The organism is Hymenobacter algoricola (assembly GCF_039539525.1).
Lineage (GTDB): Bacteria > Bacteroidota > Bacteroidia > Cytophagales > Hymenobacteraceae > Hymenobacter > Hymenobacter algoricola.
In genome coordinates, this window is the sequence record NZ_BAABDH010000037.1 from 41672 (window position 1) to 59041 (window position 17370).

General features: G+C 61.6%; 15 protein-coding genes. 6 read left to right on the forward strand and 9 right to left on the reverse strand.

Annotated features, from left to right (window positions below):
• Positions 1-53: 53 nt before the first annotated feature.
• From ABD842_RS10360 to allB, 8 genes are all read right to left on the reverse strand, one after another.
• On the reverse strand, positions 54-635 hold the full coding sequence (locus tag ABD842_RS10360) for a TetR/AcrR family transcriptional regulator (RefSeq protein ID WP_345113201.1): 582 nt from the start codon (positions 633-635) through the stop codon (positions 54-56).
• A gap of 588 nt (positions 636-1223) precedes the next feature.
• Positions 1224-1754 carry a TetR/AcrR family transcriptional regulator gene (locus tag ABD842_RS10365; RefSeq protein WP_345113203.1) on the reverse strand — a complete coding sequence of 177 codons (531 nt, stop codon included), beginning with the start codon at positions 1752-1754 and terminating at the stop codon, positions 1224-1226.
• 157 nt (positions 1755-1911) lie between these two features.
• Positions 1912-3351, reverse strand: a complete 1440-nt coding sequence (locus ABD842_RS10370; protein ID WP_345113204.1) for a DUF6986 family protein — start codon at positions 3349-3351, stop codon at positions 1912-1914.
• Positions 3352-3596: 245 nt separating this feature from the next.
• On the reverse strand, positions 3597-3935 hold the full coding sequence (gene uraH, locus ABD842_RS10375) for a hydroxyisourate hydrolase (protein WP_345113206.1): 339 nt from the start codon (positions 3933-3935) through the stop codon (positions 3597-3599).
• Between the two features lie 88 nt (positions 3936-4023).
• Positions 4024-4530 (reverse strand): 2-oxo-4-hydroxy-4-carboxy-5-ureidoimidazoline decarboxylase, encoded by a 507-nt coding sequence (gene uraD, locus ABD842_RS10380; RefSeq protein WP_345113208.1) that lies wholly within the window; start codon positions 4528-4530, stop codon positions 4024-4026.
• Between the two features lie 166 nt (positions 4531-4696).
• Entirely contained in the window at positions 4697-5443 is a 747-nt protein-coding gene (gene allE, locus ABD842_RS10385; RefSeq protein ID WP_345113210.1) for a (S)-ureidoglycine aminohydrolase, read from the reverse strand.
• Positions 5444-6706, reverse strand: coding sequence for a M20 family metallo-hydrolase (locus ABD842_RS10390; RefSeq protein WP_345113212.1), 1263 nt, complete (start codon positions 6704-6706; stop codon positions 5444-5446).
• A 203-nt stretch (positions 6707-6909) separates the two neighbouring features.
• Entirely contained in the window at positions 6910-8268 is a 1359-nt protein-coding gene (allB, locus tag ABD842_RS10395; protein ID WP_345113214.1) for an allantoinase AllB, read from the reverse strand.
• 218 nt (positions 8269-8486) lie between these two features.
• Here allB and ABD842_RS10400 point away from each other — a divergent pair, with 218 nt between their 5' ends.
• Positions 8487-9890, forward strand: a complete 1404-nt coding sequence (locus ABD842_RS10400; protein WP_345113216.1) for a urate hydroxylase PuuD — start codon at positions 8487-8489, stop codon at positions 9888-9890.
• A gap of 155 nt (positions 9891-10045) precedes the next feature.
• On the opposite strand, the gene ABD842_RS10405 is transcribed toward ABD842_RS10400, so the two are convergent.
• The gene (locus ABD842_RS10405) at positions 10046-10957 is read right to left on the reverse strand and encodes a hypothetical protein (RefSeq protein ID WP_345113218.1); all 912 of its coding nucleotides are present in this window, start codon (positions 10955-10957) and stop codon (positions 10046-10048) included.
• Positions 10958-11153: 196 nt separating this feature from the next.
• Here ABD842_RS10405 and ABD842_RS10410 point away from each other — a divergent pair, with 196 nt between their 5' ends.
• The 5 genes from ABD842_RS10410 (at position 11154) to ABD842_RS10430 (ending at position 17155) form a co-directional block, all read left to right on the forward strand.
• Positions 11154-12146, forward strand: a complete 993-nt coding sequence (locus ABD842_RS10410; protein WP_345113220.1) for a fasciclin domain-containing protein — start codon at positions 11154-11156, stop codon at positions 12144-12146.
• A gap of 177 nt (positions 12147-12323) precedes the next feature.
• Positions 12324-13880 carry an alpha/beta hydrolase gene (locus ABD842_RS10415; RefSeq protein ID WP_345113221.1) on the forward strand — a complete coding sequence of 519 codons (1557 nt, stop codon included), beginning with the start codon at positions 12324-12326 and terminating at the stop codon, positions 13878-13880.
• A gap of 91 nt (positions 13881-13971) precedes the next feature.
• On the forward strand, positions 13972-14511 hold the full coding sequence (locus ABD842_RS10420; RefSeq protein WP_345113223.1) for a hypothetical protein: 540 nt from the start codon (positions 13972-13974) through the stop codon (positions 14509-14511).
• Positions 14512-14813: 302 nt separating this feature from the next.
• Positions 14814-16211 (forward strand): exopolysaccharide biosynthesis polyprenyl glycosylphosphotransferase, encoded by a 1398-nt coding sequence (locus ABD842_RS10425; RefSeq protein WP_345113225.1) that lies wholly within the window; start codon positions 14814-14816, stop codon positions 16209-16211.
• 149 nt (positions 16212-16360) lie between these two features.
• The gene (locus ABD842_RS10430; protein WP_345113227.1) at positions 16361-17155 is read left to right on the forward strand and encodes a WecB/TagA/CpsF family glycosyltransferase; all 795 of its coding nucleotides are present in this window, start codon (positions 16361-16363) and stop codon (positions 17153-17155) included.
• The last annotated feature ends 215 nt before the right edge of the window (positions 17156-17370 follow it).

The window sequence follows — 17370 nt, forward strand, 5'->3', positions numbered from 1 at the left end:
TTTGCAGTCCATCGGGAGCCAAAAACCAAACACCATCAACCAAAAACCATCCGCTATTTGGCTATTCCGTTTAAAAGCAGGGTCATGATGTTTTCTTCCAGCTCTTCGGCCGTGATGCCCCGGCCCGGCCGGTACCACAGCTCCACCCAGCGCACCGCCGACAGAATGGTGAACAGCGCCACCGACGTATTCACGGGTTGCAGTTCGCCGGCGGCAATGCCCTGCTCGATCAGCGCCGCAAAGCCCTTTTCGTAGTTTTTGCGGGCTTCCTTGAAGGCTTCGAGCTTGTCGTTGGTCAGGTACTTCCAGTCGTTGTTGGCCACCGAAACCGCCGCGCCATCCTCAATCATGAGCCGGATGTGCAGGTGAATCAGGGCCTTGATTTTCTCCACGTAAGTGGTGTTCATCTGCTCAATCTGGGCCAGCTGCGACACGTAGGTGTCCGAGACGTGGAAGCAGATGATTTCCAGAATCTCGTCCTTGGAGTTGATGTGGTTGTACATGCTGGCCGCTTCCATGCCCACCTGCGCCCCCAGGTCGCGCATTGAGGTGCCCCCAAAGCCCTTGGCCTTGAACAGCTTGGCGGCCTCCTCCAGAATAAGCTGCCGCCGGTTGTTCTTTACTTTCTTGGCCATGCTTTTTTATTTGGGTGAGCCGACTGGCTGGCTCCGGGGCAGGGCGCTGGTCTGAGGCTGCCCGCTAACCGGGCGGCCCCGGCAACCGAAAATGCCCCTGGCTAAAGGTAACGGGTATTCGATTAACTAACAAATGTTAGTTAATGATTGACCAGGCAGCATCCGGATTGATAGCTCTGTAAGGCAGAACAGGGAGTGAAGGGGAAGTGCAACGCGGAGCGGATAACTCCGGCCGGAGTGCCACCGCTCCGTTATCGGTCCAGGCCAAAATTTTGTAACCAGCCTCGTTGTTCCGGTAATTTTCTAAACGCGTGAGCTTTAGAAAGGAATGGTGAGTGCGTACTCACCAAAAGTTAGCTAACACTTACCAGTTGCTAGAAAATCTTTGCTTAGCTTTGTCCCGTTGTCAGCAACTATTCCCCCCGGTAGTGCTGCCAACCAATTCCCACGCCCCGATAACCCAGGTGTTGCTCCCACCCCACCCGGACTGTCAACTGAACCCCAAGCGGCGTTCGAAATCAAAAGCCAGCCAAATCGATCCGCTCGATTCGGCTGGCTTTTGGGATTTTAAGCCCTGACGCGCGGGGACTAGGCCTGCGGCTGATACTTGGTTTTGATGAATTCGCGCATTTCCGGCGTGTAGTCGGGGCGCACGTTGGCCAGGCCTTTCCAGAGGGAATCGACCAGGCCGAGCAGAAAGCGGGTTTCCAGCTCCGGCTGTGCGTAGCCGAGCTTGCTGAAGGCTTCAATCAGCAGGCCGGGCATTGGGTGCATAAACTGCTCGTGCTGCTTGCGCGCCGCTTCCACGTCGATCAGGCGCGACTGCAGCTTCCAGAAGTAGGGTTCTTCGCGCACCAGCTCGTAGGGCAGGTCGATGATCTTGTAAACCAGGTCCAGCGGGGAGCTGTTCAGCAGGCGGCCCCGGTTCTGCTCGATTACCCGCTTGTAGCCGCTCTTGATGATGTAATCCAGCAGGCGCTCCTTGCTGCCAAAATATTTGAAGATCAGGGCTTCCGACACTTCGGCTTCCTTGGCAATCAGCTGCGTGGAGGTATTTTCAAAGCCTTTCTCAGCGAAGAGCTGCAAGGCAGTAAGCGCGATGTGCGGTTTGCGGTTCATAGCCTAAAGGTAGTATTTGACGCAACTAATTAAGCGCACTATCCCGCGCCGGGTGCTGCCAGTCGCCTAGTTGCGCGAAATGGTAATATGGCCCAGCGCCCCCAATCAGCCGACTGCCGGCTGGTTGGAGGCGCTGGGGCCGGGCTACCTGGCGGGGCTACGAAGCCTGCCGCCGCCGCCGGCCTTCCAGGATGCGGAAGAAGGAGCGGCTGTGGATTTCCTCGTGCGTGAGACCCGTCGCCAGCACCTCTTCTTCGGTGATGGCCCCGCAGTTCATGGCTTTGAGAAAGAAGTTGAGCAGGCCCTGGCCGGTGGCCGCGTCGTCGAAGATGTCGCCGGTGAGGGTAGAAATGGCGGCCCGCTCCACGAAGGTTTTCAGACGGAACAGCGCGTCGTCGTAGCTGCTCAGAAAGAAGCTGTAGGTGGCCGCGTAGCGCATCGGCAGCTGGGCCGGATTCAGGTCCCAGCCCTGGTAGAGGCCGTTGATGAGCGAGTGGGTGGTGTGGTGGAAGCCCTGCCGCCAGGCGTTGTGCACCGAGTCGCGGTTTTCCCGGAGCTGCTCAAAGCTGAGGTTGTCGCCGCGGTGGGGACCGATGGGCATCACGTTGGTCGCGCCGTCGGAGAGGAAGATGCCGGTGCCGCCCAGCGCCACCTTGGTCATGTGGTGGGCAAAGTCGCAGACGGGGTGGGCCATGGTCTGGTACCGGGCCGTGATGCCGGCCGAGGCCGTGTAGTCGTAGGTGCCGAAGTGGGCGGCTACGCAGCGGCCCTCGCTGGCGCGGATGATGCGCATCAAGGGGTTGCGACCCTCCTCGTCCATGATGATCTGGGTGGCTTCCACCATCGTCTCCATCTTGAGCGTGCCGGGCGCCAGGTTGTTGGCCTTTTCCAGCAGCTCAAACAGGCGCACCATGGTGGTCATCTGCTCGGGGATAGTGACTTTGGGCAGCATCACCACGAAGTTTTCGGGCAGCTGGCCGCCGGTTTTCTCCAGCAGGGCCGTCAGGAAAATGTCGAGGGTGCGCACGCCGCGGGCTTTCAGGTCTTCGGTGAAGGGCTTGATGCGGATGCCGATGAAGGGCGACACGGTGCCGTTGGCCATACCCCGGGCCAGCTCGCCGGCGGCCTGCACGGCCGTAGCATCCTCTTCCGCTTCGGGGCGGTTGCCGAAGCCATCCTCGAAGTCGATGCGGAAGTCTTCCACAGCCTCGCGCTGGAGCTTCTTGACGATCTTGTTGTAGACCGAGTACGCCAGCCAGGCATGTTCCTGCTTGCGCTCCATAGGGCTCATGGCGTCGAGGCGGGCAGTTAGCTCGGCAACGTCTTTCTCCAGGGTGGGCAGGTGCTCGTGGCCCTTGAGCTGGAGCACGCGGGCCAGCTCCGCGAAGTTGGGCGCGTAGGTGCGCAGGTTGTTCAGGGCCGTGTCGCCCATGCGTACGCAGGTGTCGGCCTTGAACAGGTTGGCCCCGCCGTACACGGTATGCACCGGCTGGCGGTCGGGCTTGTCGCCGGGGTAGGTGTGCTGGAACTTAAGGTTGGCCGCGCCGAGCTGGTCGAGCAGCTCGGCTTTGTCGGCGTCCTGGATACTGAGGTTCATCGGGAAAGTAAAAGGAGAGGCGGGATTTGAGAGGGGAAAAGGCGGACAAGCTACTGGAAACCGTGACCAAGACCTAATGCGCCGCTGCAACGAAGAGCTGAGGCAAAGTATAAGGTCCTCATACCAGAACGTCATTCCGAGCGCAGTCGAGGAATCTCGCGTGCTGACGTCTGATTACTGATCCAACGACTGCCCGCGAGATTCCTCGACTGCGCTCGGAATGACAAACGAGTCAGGAGCGGAACTCAGGAGCCGCGGTAGGTGCTGTAGCCGAACGGGTTCAGCAGCAGGGGCACGTGGTAGTGGGCAGTAGTAGCCACGCTGAACACGATTTCCACGAAGGGGTAAAAATTAGCGGTGCTCTGTCGCTCGAAGTACTCCTGGGTAAAGAACTTGAGCTTGTAGATACCCAGGGGCAGCGGCTCGTCGGTGGGGAGCAGGTGGGCAATGCGGCCGTCGGCGTTGGTGACGCCGCGGGCCAGCTCCGCCCAGGTTTGGCCCTGCTGGGCCGATAAGACGATGGTAACGCCCTGGGCGGGCTTGCCCAGGGTGGTGTCGAGGATGTGGGTGGTGATTTGACTCATGTTGGGGTCTTGGGGTCTTGGGGGCTTAGGGTCCTGGGGGCCTGGATTTGGGGCGGGCCGTCAGAACGACAGCCAAGACCCCAAGACCCTAACTCAGCAGCTTTTCGAGGCGGATACGGGTGATTTTGTTTTGCTCGGCGGCGGCCAGCTGCAGTTCGGCTTCGGGCTTATTGAACAGGCGGGCTTCGAGCAAAGCCAGCATCTCCTCCGCCATTTTGCCGGTGGCAAACACGATGAAGATGTAGCCGAACTGCTGCTCGTAGCGGGTGTTGCCGTCGGCCAGCGCCTGGAGCACTTCCTCACTCGTTGCGCGCACGCCGGCCTGCTCGCCCTCGGCCCAGGCGCTGGTGCTGGCAAACTTCTCCCGCAGCGCCGCCACGTTGCCCCCGATTCTGGGGTGGTGGGTGAAAGCCTCCTTCCAGTCTTCTTCCGACAGCTGATTCCAAACGGTATTGGCGTGGTCCATCAGCGTGTCCTCGTCGGCGACGGGGAAAACGTGGTTCATGCCGGCTACCCAGGCGCGGGCGCCGCAGCACTTGCGCAGCTCTTCGGCGCGGGCGACGGGCGGGAGGTTGTTGAGGTCGTGGAGGGTCATGTTCTTGTTGTTGACAGCACCAGAAAGAACGTCATTCCGAGCGAAGTCGAGGAATCTCGCGTGGCGTCATCTGAATTACTAATCCAACCTCAGCATGCGAAATTCCTCGGTTTCTGGCTTAAGGCGCCACATGCTCGGAGTGATAGTCGATTGTAGCTGGCGAAAACTAAATCACCGTGGGGAAGCGGTTGACGTTTTTGTAGTAGATGTACACCGAGTCTTCCTGGCCCATGGCGGTGGCCCACTGCTGGCAGTAGGGCGCCATCCAGATCGAGTCGCCCTTTTTGACCGGGTACCACTCGTTGTCGAGCATGTAGATGGCCTGGCCTTGCAGGTACATGAGGCCATGCTCCATGATATGGGTTTCGACCATCGGCAGGTGGCCGCCGGTGCTGTAGGTGAAGATGTTGACGGCCATATCGAAGCCCAATTCATTGGGCAGCAGCTCCTGAATGCGCAGGGCCTCGTCGTTCATGTACACCGGCGCCTTGGCCAGGTCCCGCTCCCCGAAAAGCACGGCCGGGGTAGCCTGACCGGCCAGCGGCTCGTACACCTTGTGAAAGGTCAGAATCTGGGTGCCCTCGGTGGGGTTCTGAAACAGGTATTGCTGCCCAACCGGCACGTACACGTACTGTCCTGCCGTAAGGGTGCGGTCCTGGCTGCCAACAGATGCTTCGCACTGGCCCTCCACCACGAAGAAGAAAATCTGCGAAGCCTGGGTCTGGCCGGTCAGCTGCCCGCCGGCGCGCAGGGTAACCAGCGTCTGGGCCAGGCGGGCGCCCATCTGCTCGTTGATGATGACGTTGACGGTGCAGTTGAGCCAGCCGGGTACGTTGCTGTTGATGTAGCCGTCGGGGGCAATGATGGCGTGGTTGCGCTTGACGACGGAGCGGGTGAGGGCGGAAATTTCCATCTAGTGGGAGAGGTGGGAAGAAGTGTAATCGTTGAAAAGCAGGGTCAGAAACCGCTCGGAAACCTGCAGGGCGGCGGCAATGTCGGGCAGCTCCGCGTTTTCCAGCGGGTTGTGGCTGATGCCTTTGAAGCAGCGCACAAACAGCATGGTAGCCGGGGCCACGAAGGAAACCGGCACCGCGTCGTGGCCCGCGCCGCTGACCAGCGGTACCACCGCGTAGCCCGAATCGGCAATGGCCTGGGCCAAATGGGCGTTCAGGCCGGCGTCGCAGGTGAGGGGCGCGGTCTGCTGAATCGGGTTCCAGTGCAAACCCAGCTGGCGCTTGGTGGCAATGCCGTCGGCCAGCTCGTAGAGGGCTTCGTAGGCGGTTTGCAGGCGGGCCACATCGGCGCTGCGCAGGTCGAGGCTGCAGGTGGCTTCCCCGGCAATAACGTTGCTGGCGGCGTGGCGCACGTCGAGCTTACCCACGGTAGCTACCAGTGCCGCTTTGTTCTGCAGCCCGAATTTCTCCACCGCCAGCACGAACTCGGCGGTGCCGGCCAGGGCATCCTGGCGCATGTCCATGGGCACGGTGCCGGCGTGCCCGGCCATGCCTTTGAACGTCAGCTCCACCCGGCGCTGCCCGGCAATGGCCGTGACCAGCGCCACGGGGATGTTCCGCTCCCAGAGCACCGGACCCTGCTCGATGTGGGCCTCGAAATAGCCCAGCCAGCTTTGGGCCGGAATGGCGTCGGCGGCCAGCGTGGCGGGGTTGCCGCCCATCGTCTGAATAGCGTCGGCCAGAGAAATGCCGGCGGCATCGGTTTTGGCCAGCAGGCTGGGATCAAACGAGCCGGCCACGACTTTGCTGCCCAGGTACGTGGTGTGAAACCGCACGCCCTCCTCGTCGCTGAAGGCAATCAGCTCGACGTGAAACGGTAGCTCGGCCTTCTGCTCAATGAGGCTTTCCAGCAGGTCCAGGCCCAGCAGCACGCCCAGCGGCCCGTCAAACTTGCCGGCATTCACCACCGTATCGATGTGGGAGGCAATGACGAAGGTTTTGGCGGCGGCATTGGCACTCACCAGCCGGCCGCGCACGTTGCCGATGCTGTCGAGGCGGGTGCTCAGGCCGGCGGTTTCAAACCAGCGGCGTACCAGGGCGCTGCCCCGCAAAAAGGCCGGCGTGCCGAAGGTGCGCGTGACGCCGTCGGCCTCCTCGCTGATAGCGGCCAGCTCATGAATACGCGCCAGAGTTTTTTCGGCGCGGGCAAGATAGTTTTCCACTCGGGAGAGCTTGGGGAAGAGAAAAGAGAACGAGGAATTCTCTGGAAGTCAAATCAGAACGTCATGCTGAGCGAAGCCGAAGCATCTCGCGTGCTGATATTGCGCCTCATCCCAACCCCTTTCCGAAAGAGGAGAGGGGCTTTGGTTAGTAATTCAACATCAGCACGCGAGATGCTTCGACAAGCTCAGCATGACGGGCTATATCAGCTTTGGGGAATTCCGGCCGATTGGCCGAGCAGCACCTGGCCCTGATTGAGCCGGACGAATTCCGGGCGCTGGTAGACCAGCTCGCCGCCGAGGAAGGTCTGCTCCACCACGCCGCGCAATTCGAGGCCAAGATAAGGCGACACTTTGTGTTTGTGGTGCAGCAGACTTTCCGTCACCCGGAAAGTATTCTCCGGGTCCAGCACCAGCAGGTCGGCGTCGTAGCCCGGGGCCAGGCGGCCTTTGCGGTGGGCCTGCCCGGCCAGCTTCGCCGGGTTTTCGCTCAGCCAGCGCACCAGGTCGTTCAGCGTGGCGCCGCGCTTTTCGGCGGCCGTCCAGAGTACGGGCAACGCCAGCTGCAGCGAGGCAATACCGCCCCAGGCGGTGGTGAAGTCGCCGGTTTCGATCTGCTTGAGGTCAGGCGGGGCGGGGGAGTGGTCGGTAGCCACAAAGTCGATGATGCCGCTTTGCAGGGCCGCCCAGAGCTGGTCGTTGTTGGCCTTTTCGCGGATGGGCGGGGCGCACTTGAACTGCGTCTGTCCGTCGCGGATGTCCTCGGCATTGAAAAACAGGTAGTGCTGGCCGGTTTCCACCGTCAGCGGCAGGCCCCGGGCTTTGGCGGCAGCAATGGGCGCCAGGGAGTTGGCCGACGACAAGTGCACGATGTGGACCGGGCAGCTGAATTCCTCGCAGAGCCGGATCATCAGCGCCACCGCGTCGTCTTCCCAGCTTTGGGGCCGCGACGCCAGGTAGTTCCGGTAAGAGCGTTGGTCGTGCTGCTTCCACCCGGCGTCGTCGGTGGTCAGCTCGCAGTGCACCAGCAGGGGCAGGCCGTGGCGGGCCAGCAGGGGCATCACCTGGCGCAGGTCGGCTTCGGTGGCGTTGGGAAAGTCGTCGATGCCGGAGTGGGTCAGGAAGGCCTTGAAGCCCAGCACGCCGCGCTGGATCAGGCCTTCCACCTCGGCCGCGTTGCCGGGCACGATGCCGCCCCAGAAGCCCACGTTGGTGTGCAGCTGATCCTGGGTGGCGGCCAGCTTGAGCTCGAAGTTGGCCACCGACGTTGTCACGGGGCTGGAGTTGAGCGGCATGTCCACCAGGCAGGTGAGGCCGCCGGCCAGCGCGGCGCGGGTGGCCGTGTTGAAGCCTTCCCACGCGGTGCGGCCCGGCTCGTTGATGTGCACGTGCGGGTCGATGACGCCCGGCAGCAGGGCCCGGTCCAGCACGTCGATAACGGTACAGCCAACCTCCGCGTCAATGGGGAGCAAGTCGGTGATTTTGCCGTTTTCAACGAGCACCAGGGCGGGGCGGGTGCCGTCGGGCGTCACGGCGCGCTGACTTTTTATGGCGAGGTCTGGCATTTTTCTCTGTAAATTGGGGCTGATTCGGGTGGGTATTGCCCGGGTTTTTTCCTCAACGGAAGCTCGTTGCCGCGGGCTTGCCGGGCAAAGTGGAAGGCTGCCCCGCGACGACTCGCAGCGCGCACTTCCGGCGGTAAGGTGGATAATTTGCGGCAAAACCACTTTCTTCCACCCTTGAGCAGGCGCCCCCAAGCGCCGCTCCCTGGCCCCCGCCCCGCATGATCCGACTGCTTACTTTTGGTGCCGCTTTGCTGGTATTTCTGTTGTTGCTCGGCGTTATCTACGCCCTGCAGCGGGTGGCCAAAACCCGGTCGGGCGGCGGCAAAGTCGGGGAAGGCGGCCTGACGTTGCAAGGCTTTTCCTACGCCCTGATCCTGCTGGCGGTGGCTTACCTGCTGGGTATGACCTACGTGTTTGTGCGCGGCACGCTCTGGGAAGGCCACCTGCTGGAGTGGATGAACATCGTGGTGCGCCTGATGCACATCACCTTCGGCATCGCCTGGATCGGGGCCTCCTTCTACTTTGTGTTCCTGGAAAACGCCCTGAACCGCACCGAAAACGTGCGCGACGAGCTGGCCGGCAACCTCTGGGCCGTGCACGGCGGCGGCTTCTACTACCTCGAAAAATACAAGCTGGCCCCGCCGCAGATTCCCCGCGACCTGCACTGGTTTAAGTACGAAGCCTACTTCACCTGGCTCTCGGGCTTCAGCCTGCTGTTCGTGGTCTACTACTTCAACGCGGGCTCCATGCTCATTGATCCGCAGATTCTGGACCTCAGCCCCCTGGCCGGCGTGGCCATCGGTATCGGCTCGTTCGTGGTGGCCTGGCTGGTGTACGACGGGCTGTGCAAAACCAGGCTGGTGACCAAGGGGCTGCCGTTCGTGCTCATCGGCGGGCTGATTATCACCGCGTTTGCGTTTTTCTACTGCCAGGTATTCAGCGCCCGGGCCGCCTACATTCACTTCGGGGCCATGCTGGGCACCATCATGGTGGCCAACGTCTTCTTCGTCATCATCCCGGCCCAGAAGGAGATGGTGAAGGCCGCCACCGAGGGCCGGCCCCTGGACCCGCAGTTGGGCAAAAACGCCGGCCTGCGGTCCTTGCACAACAACTACTTCACCCTGCCGGTGCTGTTTGTGATGGTCAGCAACCACTTTCCCAGCACCTTTGGCCACGCCTATCCGTGGGTGGTGCTGGTGGCCGTTTCGCTGGGCACGGCCGGGGTGAAACACTGGATGAACCTGCGCGAGAAAAAGCAGGCCACCGCCCTGGTGCTGCCCGCTTCGGCGCTGTTTCTGTTGGCCGTGGCCTTCACCACCGCCCCGAAAAATGACGCCGCGGGGGCGGCCGCCTGCCAGCCCGTGAGCATCACGCAGGTACAGGGCATCGTGCAGGCCCGCTGCGTGCAGTGCCACTCTTCCAACCCCACCGACGACGTGTTCAAAGTGGCGCCGAACGGGGTGAAGTACGACACCCCCGAGGATATCATCCGCCTCCAGGACAAGATTATGCAGCGGGTGGTCATCACCAAAACGATGCCCCAGAACAACAAGACTAACATCACCCAGGAGGAGCGGGACCTGATCCGCTGCTGGATTGAGCAGGGCGCCCAGAATAAGTAAGGCGGGCAGAATACTTACGAGGATGTCATTCCGAGCTTGCCGAGGAATCTCGCGTGGCGTCGTTGCTTGTTTTTTTTCAAAGGTACGACTCACCCGGCCACCAAAGCGGCGCGGGCCCAAAGCAGCGGGTGCGGCAGCTTCTGCCCGGAACCCGCTTAGAAGTTGTACGACAGGCCTGCCGACACGGCGCGCGACTTGCCCAGGTTGCGGCCCGCCAGATACAGGCTGGCGCCGGCCACGATGCCCAGGCCCTTGGCCACCGGCCGGTACACGCTGGCACCCAGGCGGGTGTAGTTGACCCGGGTGGCGGGGAAGTAAAAGTCGACAAAGCCTTCCTGCACGATGTCGGTGCCGGACTTGCTCGACTGCTGAAACGCCACGTAGGCATCGGCGTACACTTTGCGGCCGGCGTAGCCCACCTTGGTTTCGGCCAAGAAAGCGTTGGGTACCTGCCCCGAGCGCAGACTGTAGCCGGCCTGCCCGGTAAAGAAAACCCCGGACAAGGTCTTGAGCTGGGCAATACCGATGGCGTTGACCTTGGTGGCCCGGTTGCCGATGGCAATGATATACTCCGGGCCCCGCTCGTTCTTGTAGTTGCTGGCCGGCGTGCTCACGCCCACCGCCCCGAGCAGATCCAGAATGTTGGTGCCCACCTCCCGCGAGTAGGTTTTGAACTTGAGGTAGCCCGACACGTCCTGCAGGCCGCGGCGCGTGTTGGTGTAGTTGGCACCCGGGGTGCGGGCGCGGTTGTCGGCCAGCACCGCCTCGTCGGCTTCCCCCGTCGACTGGATGTAGGGCAGGCTTACCACCGCGTCAATCTTTTCGGTGAGGCCGTAGGTGGCAAACAGGTTCACCGAGCTGATCTGCACCTGCCTGAAGATAGGCACCGAATCCACTTTGCGGGCGGCAATGAATACTTTCTCGTATTTCTCAACGGTGCCGCTCACGACCACCGAGCCGGTGCCCTTGCCGGACATGAAGCCGCTGAGTAAGCTCTGCGCCTGGCTGACGCCGGGGCCGCAGACGGCGCACAGGAAAAGGAGGGGGATGCGGTAACGTTGTTGCATGAGGTAAGGAATGAGGACGAAGGCAAGAGCATCCGAAAAACATAGCCACTCCGGAATTGTTCAACTCTGTGGGCTGGCCACCTACGAAAAGAAGATTGTAGCCGGATTGGTCAGTAACTGAATCCGCACATCTTTTTCTATCGTAGGTCGGCCGCTTGCTGCTCTGCTCTACTCCGCTCTTTTTCTCCTGTTGCTCATGAAATACTTTGTCCCCAACTGGTTTGCCGGCTTTGCCGCCACGTCGTTGCTGCTGTTTGGCTGCGCCAAAAACGAGGATATGGACCTCTCCATTGCCGGGGTGGCCGTCGCCGACGCCAACTTTCAGGAATTGGAAGATGCCGCCATCCGCGGGGGCGTGGTCACCACGCTGTCGAACAAAAATCCCAACGACCTGCAGGGTAACTTCACGGTGTTTGCGCCCACCAACGACGCATTTGCCCGGCTGGGCCTGCGCACCGCGGCCGACCTGATTGCCCTGCAGCAGCCCTTCCTGACCAACACGCTGCTCTACCACGTGGCCAACGGCACCGTGACGGGCGCGGCCCTGGCAAACGGCCGGGAGTCGGCCTCGGCGCTGGGTCCCAACCGCCGCTTCACCGTTCGCGGGGGCAACATGTACGTCAACGGCTCCCGCCTGGTAGCCACCGACGTGAAGGCGACCAACGGCACGATTCACGCCGTCGATAAGGTGCTCCTGGCCACCGGCGTCGATATCGTGCAGTCGGCCGTGGCGCTGAGCACGTCCCAGGTATTTGTGAAGCCCGAGCTGACCTTCCTGGTCGAGGCCGTGCTGTACTGCGAGCTGGCCGGGGCCCTGACGGCCTCGCCGGGCAGCGCCCCGCTCACCGTGTTTGCCCCCACCGACCAGGCCTTCCGCAATCTGGGAATCCTGCTCAAAGTACCCCTGGTGCAGGCCAAGGACATCCGGCTGCTTCCCAAAGATGTGGTGACGGCCGTGCTGCTCAACCACGTAGTCGGTGGCGCCAACGGCGGCAAGTTTACGCCGGAGCTGCCCGATCAGACGACCCTGACCCCGCTGGGCGGCACGCCCCTGACGATGGGTCCGTTTGCCAACGGCCTGCTGACCGTGCAGGGCAAGAGCAACGCCACGCCCGCCAACATGGTGATTCCGGATGTGCAGTGCACCAACGGCGTGGTGCACGTCATCGACCAGGTGTTGCTGCCCTGATTTTCAGAGTACTCCCGCCAGTTAGTCGACAAAAATGCCGGGCTCGCCGGGCAGGAGGAGGCGTTCGTGCAGGTGCCGGCCTGAGCCCGCGGGATTATGCGCTACTTTGCCGTCTCTACTGTCGAGTATGGCCGTAGTCACTACCCCGGGATAATGAGCTGTCAGTCGCTTTTTGCTATGAAAAAATTGGGCGCCGGCTTTTTCGGCAGCTGGCTCCTCCTGTTGTGTCTGCCCGGGCTGGCAGCGGCCCAGACGCCGGCCGAAGCGCCCAAAACCACCCTGGACGGCCAGTGGAAAGGGACGCTGACGGTGCCCGGCGGGAGCCTGCCCATTGCTATTTCCATCACGGAGCTGGCCGGCGGCAACCGTTTCGCCACCCTCGACGTGCCCATGCAGCGCATTGCCCGCTCGCCCATGGAGGTGCAGCAGCGCGGCGACACGCTGGTCTTCGACGCCCAGCAGGTGGGGTGTCAGTTTGTTTGTCTGCGCTCCGCCGATGGCCGGCAGCTGGTGGGCACCTGGCAGCAGCCCGGCTACCAAACGCCCGCCACGCTGACCTACTTCGCGGCGCCGAAAGCAGATCCGAAGAATTTCAAGTTTCCGCCGCCTTACCGGGTGGAGGAAGTAGCCGTCTCGAATCTTTCGGATAACACCCGCCTGAACGGGACGCTTACCATTCCGGCCGGGGCGGGGCCGTTTCCGGCCGTGGTGCTGCTCTCCGATCTGGGCCCGCAGGACCGCGACGCCACCACCGGAACCTACCGCCTGTTTGGCGAGCTGAGCGACTACCTGACCCGCCAGGGCATTGCCGTACTGCGCCTCGATGACCGGGGCGTGGGGCAGTCGGGCGGCAACAGCGCCAACGCTACCACCGCCGACCTGGTGAAGGATGCCCAGGCGGGCCTGAACTTTCTGCGCACCCGGCCCCTGATCGACTTCAACCACCTGGGCCTGGTCGGGCACGGGGAAGGAGGCAACGTAGCCCTGCTGACCGCGGCGCAGCCGCTGCCCCCGGCCTTCGTGGTTACGCTGGCTGCCGCCGGGGTGGTAGGCCGGGAGCAGCTGGTGCTGCGTCAGGCCGAGCAGCTTCGCAGCAGCGGATCCGATACTACCAAAAGCGAGGCGGCCCGCGCCCAGCAGCAGTTTCAGGCGGATGTCCGCCGGCAGGCCGACAAGATGCGGGCCGAAGGGGCTAACTCGGCCCAGGTCGAAACCTTCCTCGACCAGCAGCGCATGCGGCAGCGCAGCGAGGATAAAAAGCAGCTGGAGGCTCTCATCAAGCAGCAGCAGGCCATGCTCGAAATTGTGCGGCAGACGAAGAACAACGCCCAGGCCCAGGCTATTGTGGCCAACATGCTGCAGCAGTACCGCGCCGGACTGGATCAGACCACGGCCCTGGCCAGCGCCGCCCAGATGACGACACCCTGGTACCGCTACTTCCTGGAATTCGACCCTTTGGCCGAGTTGCCCAAGGTGCAGTGCCCGGTGCTGCTGCTCAGCGGTACTCTGGATGCCCAGGTCGGAGTCAATAACCTGGCTTTGCTGGAGCGTAACCTGCGGGGGAGCAAGCGCGTGGTAAGCCGCAAGATGCTGGGCGTCAATCACCAGTTTCAGGCCCCCGAGCAGGAGTGGCCGCTGCTGGCGGGCCAGCCCAAACCGATTTTCTCGCCCGCCACCCAGGAGGCCATCCGGGATTTTATCCGCCAGCAGCTACCCGTCCCGGCAGTTAGGTAACCAGCACAGGGTAAGCCGTTTGATTGGGAGTTTTGGCGAAAAAACAGTGGCAAATAGGAGTCCTTCTGGGGTAAAATAGTATATTGCCTCTATGAAAGGCCCCTTCGTTGCCCTGCTGCTCGTTTTGTTCGCCCTGGTCGGCCATGCTGATCCGCACAATGGTGCCAATGGTCATTCTGCCTCCACGGCCTCTATTCGGACGCTGGACAAGAAAAACGGCTTCCGGGAAGCTACGCTCGGCGCCGACGTGCACACGTTCAGCCACCTCGTGCTGGAGCGCACGGATGCCGCTACCCAGACCACGTACTACACCCGGTCGACCGAAAACCTGAAAGTGGGCAGCTTCCGGGTAACGGGCATCAGCTACGGGTTCTACAAAGACAAGCTCTGCTCGATTGAAGTGCGCACCATGGGCGACGCCAACTGCCGCGCCATTCACCAGTTTCTGCTCAACGAATACGGCCAGGGCCAGCGCCTGGCTTCCACCAAAAGTGAGTACTGGCTGGGCCAGCAGGTGAGCCTGCGCTACACTGAGGTGCCCCAGGGCTACGCTACCGTGATGCTGTCCAGCAAGTCCCTGATGGACCAGCGCATGGCCGAGCGCAAGATGCCGGCTTTCGGAACGGCCTAGTCGCCGTAGGCAAGACCTTTAGAAAGCCCCGGATAAGCAGCTGCTTATCCGGGGCTTTTTCTTATGAGGGTTTGCCAAAGGCCGCGAGGCAAGTGGTAAGAGCCGTAACCAAACCTGACGCAACCAGCAGTCAGCTACTGGCAAGGGTTGGCTTCTGAGCGGTGACTAGTAAATAAAAGTTATATAAAATATTGTTTAAAGCATAAAAAACACTTTCTTTGCTTAAGAGCTCGTTCTGTTTTTAAGCTCCCGATAGATCTGAATTTCTCCGTTGGCTGTGCTGCCTTCTTTATCTGAATCCCATGGAACGCTACAGACGCTATTCCGACGCTTCCAGCATCATCCTGCCGATGATTGACATTGTGCTGATTTTCGGCTGCTTCCGCGTGGCGGGGCGATTGATCATGCAAACCTGGGCCTTCGGCGGCTACTATCCCTTCTTCTTCGCCATTTTTGCCTTGCTCTGGTGGATTCTGTCTGGGCACTTCGCCAACATCTACCGGGTCGATAAGCTCATTACCTACCCCGAGAAGCTGCTGTACCTGATGCGCACGTTTCTGCTGCACGCCAGCATTGTGCTGGTGGTGGTGCTGGCCTTACAGATGTACTGGCTGCCGCTGCGCTACCTGTTTGCCGTTTACTCGCTGGCGGTTACCGCCGTAGTGGGGGGGCGCTTTCTGCTCACGTTCCTGTACCGCACCTACCACCAGCATATTGCCCGGCCGCACAGCCGCTTCGTGATTGTGGGGGCCGGCGACAGCGGGCAGGAGCTGTACCGGTTTCTGGCTTCCCACGACCCCGTCGGCAACCAGTTCCAGGGCTTCTTCGCCGATGAGCCCGTAGCCGCCGGCCTGCGCCCACTGGTACGGGGCCCCTTGGCCGACCTGAAGAAGTACTGCCTGCGCACCCAGATCGACGAGATATACTTTTCCCTGCCGCTGGATCAGCACAGCCTTATCGAGGACTTGTCACAGTTTGCCGACGAGCATTTTCTGGCCTTCCGCATCGTACCCGACTTCAGCGGCACCGTGCGCAAAGACGTGAACGTGTACTACTACGATCATATGCCTATTCTGACTATCCGGCACGAGCCCCTGCACATTCGAACCAACCAGGTGCTGAAGCGGGTGTTCGACATTGGATTTTCGCTGACGGTGATTATCGGTCTCTTTCCGGTGGTGCTTTCGCTGCTGGCCCTGCTGATCAAGCTGGACTCGCCCGGGCCCGTGTTTTTCAAGCAGATGCGGCCCGGCAAGCGCAACCATTTGTTTCCGTGCTACAAGCTGCGCACCATGAGCGCCGGCCATGGCCAGCCCGAGCTGCAGGCCACCCGAGTTGATCCGCGCGTAACGCGCGTGGGCCGCTACCTGCGCCAGTACAATCTGGACGAGCTGCCCCAGTTTTTCAACGTGCTGCTCGGGCACATGTCGGTGGTGGGCCCGCGGCCCAACATGATTTCGCAGCTGGAAGAGTATTCCAAGCACATCCGCACCTATCAGATGCGCCATGCCGTAACGCCTGGCATCACGGGCTACGCCCAGGTGAATGGCTACCGGGGGGAAACCAAGGCCCCGCAGGCCATGAAAAAGCGCGTGGAATACGACCTGAAATACCTGGAAACCTGGTCTTTTGGCCTGGATATGAAAATTATCGGCCAGACCATCTGGAATATGGTGCGCGGTGAGAAAAACGCCTATTAGCAGCCGTTACCGGCCGGGCAGTTTCCAGTTCGTTGTTCTGACACAGTAGAGAAGTGCAACGCAAGGGCTTCCGGAGTCACGGCCACGGTGTTACCCATCTTGGCCGCTTGTGCCGATCTTTTTTCTGTTGCCTGCTATTGCCCTGCCCTATGCTTCCCAAGCGCCCGGTTCTGGATTCCTGGATTTCGACGGGGCAGCCCAGCGACTTTGTGGACGCCATCCTGACGCTGGGCGCCGCCCGCTCGTCGGCCTACGTGTGCTGTGCCAACGTGCACATGCTGATTGAAGCACACCAGCACCCGGACTTTCGCAGTATCCTGAACGAAGCCAACGTGGTTACTCCCGATGGCAGCCCGGTAGCGGCAGCCATCCGCCTGTTCCATCGGCAGCCACAGGCGCGCATTGCCGGCATGGATCTGCTACCGGCCCTGCTGACCGGGGCGGCCTTACGCGGGCAAACGGTTTATTTCTACGGCACCACCGAAACGGTGTTGGCGGCGCTGGTGGACCGTACCAGCCGCGAGCTGCCGGCCCTACGGGTTGTGGGAACCTGTGCGCCACCATTCCGGCCCCTCACGCCCGACGAAGATGCTGCCGCCGTGGCCGCCATCAACGCCGCCGATCCGGATTTGCTGTTTGTGGCGCTGGGGTGCCCGCGTCAGGAGCGCTGGATGGCCCAGCATCAGGGGCACATCCGGGCCTGTATGATAGGGGTAGGGCAGGCCTTTATGGTCTATGCGGGTCTAGAAAACCGGCTGCCGTACTGGGCGCGTCGCCTGTGGCTGGAATGGGCTTACCGGCTGTGGCTGGAGCCCCGGCGCCTGTGGCGGCGCTATCTGTACACCAATTCCCGTTTTGTATACCTGATCAGCCGCCGGCTGGTAGCCCACCTGGCAGGTAGGCCTCAGCCCCAGGCGGCCCAGCCCACCGCCCCGCTGGTCTGAGCGGCCCCGATTCTATTTACTGTCTCAACTCGCTCTTAGTCTAGCCGGAAGGCTTGCTTACGCCTGTGCTGAGGGGGCAAAAGCACCCTGAAACCAGGGTATTAATGCAATTATAGCGGATTCGTGAACAGTTCATCCCTATTTGGCGGATAGCCGTAGCCAGTAAGATGAATCCCTATTCGCTTGATTTACGCACCCGCGTGGCGGCGGCCTGT

Excerpts from the sequence above, each read along its gene's own strand:
- ABD842_RS10360 (WP_345113201.1), bottom strand. The coding sequence starts at position 635 with ATGGCCAAGAAAGTAAAGAACAACCGGCGGCAGCTTATTCTGGAGGAG.
- ABD842_RS10365 (WP_345113203.1), bottom strand. The coding sequence starts at position 1,754 with ATGAACCGCAAACCGCACATCGCGCTTACTGCCTTGCAGCTCTTCGCT.
- ABD842_RS10370 (WP_345113204.1), bottom strand. The coding sequence starts at position 3,351 with ATGAACCTCAGTATCCAGGACGCCGACAAAGCCGAGCTGCTCGACCAG.
- uraH (WP_345113206.1), bottom strand. The coding sequence starts at position 3,935 with ATGAGTCAAATCACCACCCACATCCTCGACACCACCCTGGGCAAGCCC.
- uraD (WP_345113208.1), bottom strand. The coding sequence starts at position 4,530 with ATGACCCTCCACGACCTCAACAACCTCCCGCCCGTCGCCCGCGCCGAA.
- allE (WP_345113210.1), bottom strand. The coding sequence starts at position 5,443 with ATGGAAATTTCCGCCCTCACCCGCTCCGTCGTCAAGCGCAACCACGCC.
- allB (WP_345113214.1), bottom strand. The coding sequence starts at position 8,268 with ATGCCAGACCTCGCCATAAAAAGTCAGCGCGCCGTGACGCCCGACGGC.
- ABD842_RS10400 (WP_345113216.1), top strand. The coding sequence starts at position 8,487 with ATGATCCGACTGCTTACTTTTGGTGCCGCTTTGCTGGTATTTCTGTTG.
- ABD842_RS10405 (WP_345113218.1), bottom strand. The coding sequence starts at position 10,957 with ATGCAACAACGTTACCGCATCCCCCTCCTTTTCCTGTGCGCCGTCTGC.
- ABD842_RS10410 (WP_345113220.1), top strand. The coding sequence starts at position 11,154 with ATGAAATACTTTGTCCCCAACTGGTTTGCCGGCTTTGCCGCCACGTCG.
- ABD842_RS10415 (WP_345113221.1), top strand. The coding sequence starts at position 12,324 with ATGAAAAAATTGGGCGCCGGCTTTTTCGGCAGCTGGCTCCTCCTGTTG.
- ABD842_RS10420 (WP_345113223.1), top strand. The coding sequence starts at position 13,972 with ATGAAAGGCCCCTTCGTTGCCCTGCTGCTCGTTTTGTTCGCCCTGGTC.
- ABD842_RS10425 (WP_345113225.1), top strand. The coding sequence starts at position 14,814 with ATGGAACGCTACAGACGCTATTCCGACGCTTCCAGCATCATCCTGCCG.
- ABD842_RS10430 (WP_345113227.1), top strand. The coding sequence starts at position 16,361 with ATGCTTCCCAAGCGCCCGGTTCTGGATTCCTGGATTTCGACGGGGCAG.